The organism is Ruegeria sp. E5, from assembly GCF_056534105.1.
Map to the genome: position 1 here is coordinate 80479 of NZ_JBQFPA010000009.1, position 6884 is coordinate 87362.

Sequence of the window (6884 nt, forward strand, 5' to 3'; positions counted from 1 at the left end):
GGCTCAGTCTTTGAAAAAGTGGATCGCGAGCGGATGACGTTTTAATCAAGGATTTGATCTTTTCACTCTATGAGGAAAGAGCACGCGTGGTCCGCGTCTGGTGATACCAAATTGCGTTTCATCATAAATTTCGGAGCTTATGCCGTTATTTTTGCCTTCTGGCCAGAAGGTTTTCGAAAACAGATTTCCCTCTCGCTAATTCATCCCTATTCAAAAACGGGGGAGAACAGATGTTGCAAACCCAGGGCTGTGGTTATGGTTACGTGGTTGTTGTCGTGATATGCGGCTCTTCCATCCTTCATCGCTGAACAAATGTCGCCCGTACAAAACTCCGGCCAGGTTTCCAGAAGTGTGACATTCGGGCGACGCAGCACGGGTTCGAGCGCTCGATTAGTGTTGTACATTCGTTGTTTCAAATCTTTGCTTTGAACCAGTGTACGGGCCATAAGTTCGCTGTCATCCATGCCACGTAGCGCCGCATCGCGTGCCAAAAAATATGATAGATAGTTTGAAATTTCTGGCGGATGTTCCAATACGAACACCCTGTCAGATTTATTCTCCAGTTCATCAACGGTAAAATGAAGAGCCTTTGCAAAAAGTTGTGGCTGATCATCCCCAGAAAGCCCGCCAATTGATGGAAACAACTTGGTCGTTGTTCCTTCATCCAAGCCGACGCCCTTACCCTCAACATGATAGGCCCAGCGACTCACTAAAAGCACCGCCTTCAAATCCGGCAATTCTTCCAAGCCTTTCTGAAGAGACGTATTTGCGGTTTCGCATTTCCTGTCTTCTAATTCTGGCTGAAAGCTCTCGTCCTTTCCAATCCCGAACACAGGTGCGCAGCCAAGCTGCCAAACAACCAATGTAGGCACGCCAGCCGATCTTGCGGCAGCCTCTATACCAGCCGACAAAGCAACAAGGTGGCTGTCTCCCCAAATCAATACTTCAGGGTCACCTTCTGGGCCGATGTGGCAAACTGTGCTGCCCGGAAAGGCGTAGCTCTCGGAAAGACGGCAGGTCGGTGTATCCCATCTGAAGTCCTGTGAAGCTTCAATGTGGGTACGTACATCGTGGGGGAAGCGTTCGACTATCCCATCCCCAAGATAGATCACCGCGCCACCGCCTAGGGTGATTATCGAGGCTCCGGCAGCGCCTCCCAAAAGCGCCTGAGGTTTCAGATTGCCAAAACGAACAGGTTTTTCAATGAACCGTAAGGACGCCCAAGCCAATATCACAGAGACGCCGATCAACATCACTCGTACCAGCAGGCTCAATTCCTCACCCGAATAGTATTGGGCCAGCACGATCACCGGCCAGTGCCAAAGGTAGAGGGAATAGGAAATCAACCCGATGAAGACGAGCACCGGATGGTTCAATGCCCAATTGACGGGATTGTCATGTTTACCGTTTCCGATGATCAGAACTGCGCCCAGAACCGGCGCAAGGGGCCAGATCCCCGGGAAACTCTCGTCCGACGGGATCAGCGTCACGGACCCAACAATCAGCAGTAAGCCGATCCAGCTGACAAGCGGATGTATGGACCATCGCCAGCCATAGCGATGCCCAAAGATCGCCAGACAAACACCAGCAAGAAGCTCCCAGGCCCGGAAGGGGAACAGATAGAAAGCCGCGGGCTGAGACAGGGAGGTGAAGCCAATACATGCCACCAATGACACCAGCCCAAGACTAATCAGGATAGCTGGCAGCCATTTTTGGGCACGTCGTAAAAGCAAAAGAAAAAGCGGCAATATGATGTAAAACTGCTCTTCGACCGCCAGTGACCACGTATGTAACAAAAGTTTCTCGTCCGCTGCGGTGTCGAAATATCCCGCAGACAGGTAGAAATAAACGTTGGACAAATAGACCGTAGAAGAGATCAACTCTTTGCCCAGCTCTTGAAACTCGAACGGCAGAAGGACAAACCAGCCGACCACAAGGCAACTGATCGCCATCGTGAAATAGGCTGGTGCCAGTCGCCGTATCCGGCGGAGAAAAAACTGGTCCCATCGGATTCCACCCGTCTGGGTGAGTTCCGACCAAAGCAACCCGCCAATCAGAAAACCGGAGATGACAAAGAAGATATCAACGCCAACAAACCCGCCACCCAGACCGGGGAGCGAAAAATGGAAAAACACAACCGGCAGGATCGCCAAGGCGCGCAAGCCATCGATTTCACGTCTGTAGTCAGATGATGAGACCGTCATCCTTTGTCCCTAGAAGTACTCAATAATCAAATTTACCGATACACCCAACCTTTCGACACAAGATAAACCCAAGCCGCGTTCGTCTGTTATCAGAGCTTTTCAGAACACGTCGGTGATTTCGTACAGTACGATCTGGTTCGGTTTCAGTTTAGGCGACGGCAAATCAGGGCTGCAAGCGTTGTTTTTAGGGTGTCTTTTTCTTGATCTCCTTCCATTTTTAAACTCTGCACAGTTCTGCCGTCGCAGACATCAGCGGGTGTTCGACTGGTGATGTTCTCACTGTGTCGATGAATTGCCTGCAGAAGTCCCTGAGACGACCATAACGAGCATTCGCAACACCGGATGCGCTTTGATATGCGGGCTGAAGTGATCAAATGTTCTCAACACAGAACAGTGTCTATTAGGCGCTTTGGATTTTGAACGACCGTCGCACAATTGCAGCAAGAGCGTCACGGGATCATTATTCTTGCTCCAGCGGCAAAAAAATGTCTCATCCTCTGCGGCCTTCAGCGTGGCCGCCGCTAAACATTTGGCCTAAAACCAAATCCGGCACTGGTTCTTTTGGGGTGTTTCGTAATACTAGCGGCGCAATTTGAGCGGTTATTTTGTATGCAGGCCAAAGATCTATACGACGACTATCTTGCACGAAGGCATTTCGGCTCGCTTGACGGGCTCAGGTGTCTTTGCATCGGCGCAGTACTGTGGCACCACAGCCCGCTCTTTGATCCGGGTCAGGAACCTTTACGCCTGTTGGATCGCGGCTTCCTTGGTGTGGACCTGTTCTTCGTGCTCAGTGGGTTCTTGATTACGACGCTTCTACTGCGCGAAGAGGCCCGTAAGGGGCAATTTTCTATTGCGGGCTTCTACTGGCGTCGGGCGCTGCGGATCCTGCCGGTCTATTTCCTGATCGTGACAGCCTTATCGATCTATTACATCGCGTTGAAAGGCGAGACCCAATATGTGCCGTTGGTCAAGTTCTACTATTTTTTTATGGCCAATTTCCTGACCGAAGAAATCCCGCTTCTAGCACCAACCTGGTCACTTTCGGTCGAGGAACAATACTACCTGCTCTGGCCGCTGGTCCTGCTTTTGACCCTGCATATGCGCCATATCCGCGGCTGGCTTTTGGCGGCGGCCATCGTATTTTGTGCCTATGCCCAACAATGGGGGATGTGGCCAGGCCCGCTGCGTACCGAGAACGCGGTCTGGGCACTACCGGGGGGAGCTTATGAGGCCATCTTGTTGGGCTCATTTCTGGCTGTATTGTTGAATAATCGTCGTGGCTACATGGTACTGTCACGCGGCCTTGGTGGTCGATGGAGCGCGCTGATCTGGCTCGGTGTCTTGATAGTTGCTCTGGAATTTCTACCCGTAAACCTGACAGGTTGGCCACAGCTTGTTGTGCATCTGATCATGGCGCTCCTGCTGGGGTCTTTGGTCGTGCGGGAGGACAACGCATTGTCCCCTGTTCTGTCACTACCACCCGTCGCGCGGGTAGGTGCGATCAGTTACGGCGTCTACCTGTATCATCTGATCGGGTTGGATTTCACAACCCGCGGCCTGGCATTTCTGGGCGTCTCCGCGGGTGATCCAAGCTGGTCGCTTCTGGTCACTCTGGCTTATATTCCGATCTCCATCGCAATCGCTGAAATAAGCTTCAGAACCTATGAAAACTACTTCCTGTCATTCAAGCGCCGAAAGCCATTCCTCGGCCTGCTACAGAAGCCCTGATTTCTGTAGAAAAAGGGCGGTAGAGGAATGCTCAACCGCCCTGAGGATCTGAGTGGCCGGTTCAGCCAATCATATAGACCAATTCGGCTTCGTTATAGATTTCCGTCGGCAGGGTATCGGAATGCGGATCATGACCATCTGTCAAGGCCGCCCAAAGTGCAGCGCCATGGTCGTCCATATCACCCTCTTCACCAACATAGGACATATTCACGGAGCCCGAGCCCTCTGTCACCGACAGGGTGATCGTATCATTGGTGTAATCGACCACCAGATCGGCGTCATGGTTGCCTGCCAAACCATTGAAATACACGTCGGAGAACTCCCCGATTATCTCATCGACGGACAACAGCTCATATGTGCCGGCGGAAAGGCCAGAGAGGTCCAGATCAAGCGTACCCAGACCAAGGTTCGCGCCCGAAGCGACGTCCGGGTCGTCACCGAAGGCACCTGAGCGGAACTCCCCGATCCCGCCGATGTCGCCATCCTCGGCCGAGAAGGCCAACGTACCATCTTCGGCAAGGCGCAGCACGGCGGTGTCGCCTGTTTCTCCATCGAAACCGACCTTGGCATCGTTGCCTTCAACATGAAGGATCGCACCAGCCTCGACATCGTAATTGGCACCATCTGTGGCCAAAATCGCCTGACCATCCGTGACGGTGGTCTGGGCACTCCCGCTCATATCACCGGTATTGACGAAACGGCCGCCGTCGACATTGAGCACGAGTGTATCGTCGTCGCCATAGCCATTCATCCACAATTGGCCGACATTGGAGACCTGAATCGTGCCGCCATCTTCGCCGACCGTGGTGTCGCCAGTGACAGTCAGCTTGCCATTACCAACGGTCAGCGTACCGCCGTCGCCCAACTCGAGGTTCGCAATGACAGTTGTGCCACCGTAACTGACCCAATTGCCGCCCAGATCGACACTGTCGCCGGCAACGCTGCCAGGCAGGTCTTCGGTCGTCCAGTTGAGCCTGTTGTCCCAGCGGATACCATCCCCCAGATCGCTGGGCACGAACCGCACGGTTTCAGCGATGACGCGCTCCTCGACGGCCAAGCCAAAGCCGGTCTGGAAGAAGTCAATGATCAGGTCGGCGTCCACATAGTGATCAAGTTCGCCGTCGGCCTGAGCCCGCAGAAACGCCACCAGATCCGGAATATCTGCATTCGGATCGCCCAGAAGTTGCTGGGTGAAATTCTGAATCGTGGTCGCGTTAAGAATGTCCGTGTTGAGACCATCAATATTCTGGTCTGGTTGCTCTTCTCTTGAACCATCCCAGTTATATACGATGGTGTCGTCATAGAAAGGGTTCTGGGTGTGACCAACAGCATAGCCTGCCCATTCCTTATAAGCTATCTCTTCCGGATTGTCGGGGTTGGCCAAGTGCGCGATGATATTGTCTATCATCGTTGTGTCTAGACCGTTGTTGTGTATCCCTATAGATGGCGCGCCAGTATGTTCTGCCACGTGATAGCCTGCCGAGGTCACGACGTTGTCTGCAAAAAGTGTATAATTGCCAATGTAGCCCGAACCGTTCCAATTGCCCCCGGCAAAGTTGCCTGCCGCGTTGCTGTTTGCGAGGACGTTGTCCTCGATGAAGCCGCCTGAGCGGATCATCATCGCATTGTTTGCCGCATTCATCACAATGTTGTCGCGGAATGTGACATCCAAGTTGTTGTAGTCAATGTAGACACCGTGACTGAACACACTCGGAGGTTGGCCACCAGAGGTCGACAAATTCGGGTCATAGTCTGGAGCAAACCCATTTTGATCAAACAGAGTATTCTGGATGAGCAGACCATCAGTATTGCTCATTAGAATTCCCGTCGCGCCCTCATAGCCAGTCCAAGACCCGCCCTCCAATGGTGACGTAAGATAAACATCTGTGACTGTTGAGTTATTCAGGGTAAATCCAACGGCACCGTCAACCAGCAGAGTATTGCTGTTGAAATCCACATTGTCGAACAACAGGTGAGATCCAGTTAGAGATTGGACCCCACCGGTCACCTCCAGATCGGAGAAGACAATATAGTCGCTTTGTTCGGCAATGATCGAGATGTTGTCATGAAGGGTTGGGCGGTCTCCGTCACCATAAGCGGTAATATGAATCGGATGCAGGGGGCTCTCACCTTGAGTGCCCCATTCGATGATGCTACCCAGCCCATCATACTCATATCCGCGCTCAAACAGGAGCCAGTGCGAGGACGGCTCGGAGCCGGAACCCGTGATCTGACGCCACAGCATCATCCCGGCCTGACTGTCCAGCGCCATACCTTCACTGCCGCCGTATTCAGGATTGTTGACAAGCCATTGCGCCGTAATCTGGTCAGCACGCAGCCCCTCAATGGCGGCGATATCCGAGATGCTCAGCGCATCATTGCTGCCCGAAACATAGACCTCACGGTGATTGTCACCATGCTCGACAACGACATTCCCGTTCTCATCCTGCTCGAGCATGTAGAAGTCACCTTTTCCCCAGCCATCGCCCTGCGTGGTCGGCTGCACGTTCACAGTGCTACCATGCACTTCGGTGGCACCGCCTGCATAAGTGACTTCATAGGTAAAGTTTATCTGACCCGAAAACTCCTGCTCGTGGCTCATCACCAGCGCCAGTGTATTGTCCGGGTTCACGGTCAGGTTCCCGTGATCCGGGCCTTCCAGAATAGAAATACTTTCAACGGATTCGCTATTTTCCACCTGTAGCGTTGTCACTCGACCGCCGGCCACGGAAAAGGCCGAATCCACGTCTACGGGTGGGATTCCGCCACCATCCGAGTTGTCATCCTGATCACCTGGTGTCGGATCAACAGGTGTCGGATCAACAGGATCATCCTCAACGGGATCTTCGTTCACCGGAGTCTCATCGACAGGCGTCTCGTCAACGGGTGTCTCATCGACAGGGGGCGGGGTTCCGTCGCCAGGGCTTGCCACATGATCCCCGGTCAGCA

At 53.1% G+C, this 6884-nt stretch carries 3 protein-coding genes; 1 reads left to right on the plus strand and 2 read right to left on the minus strand.

Annotated elements, in window-relative coordinates:
* Positions 1 to 206: 206 nt before the first annotated feature.
* Positions 207 to 2204: an acyltransferase family protein gene (locus tag ACR0BI_RS21870; RefSeq protein ID WP_255612278.1), complete on the minus strand. Its 1998-nt coding sequence runs from the start codon at positions 2202 to 2204 to the stop codon at positions 207 to 209.
* A 609-nt stretch (positions 2205 to 2813) separates the two neighbouring features.
* On the opposite strand from ACR0BI_RS21870, the gene ACR0BI_RS21875 reads away from it, so the two are divergent.
* Entirely contained in the window at positions 2814 to 3935 is a 1122-nt protein-coding gene (locus tag ACR0BI_RS21875) for an acyltransferase family protein (protein ID WP_170567819.1), read from the plus strand.
* A gap of 61 nt (positions 3936 to 3996) precedes the next feature.
* On the opposite strand, the gene ACR0BI_RS21880 is transcribed toward ACR0BI_RS21875, so the two are convergent.
* A partial coding sequence (locus tag ACR0BI_RS21880; RefSeq protein WP_480563004.1) for a right-handed parallel beta-helix repeat-containing protein occupies positions 3997 to 6884 on the minus strand: 2888 nt, incomplete at its 5' end.

Coding starts and splice junctions, on each gene's coding strand:
- ACR0BI_RS21875 (WP_170567819.1), top strand. CDS start 2,814: ATGCAGGCCAAAGATCTATACGACGACTATCTTGCACGAAGGCATTTC.
- ACR0BI_RS21870 (WP_255612278.1), bottom strand. CDS start 2,204: ATGACGGTCTCATCATCTGACTACAGACGTGAAATCGATGGCTTGCGC.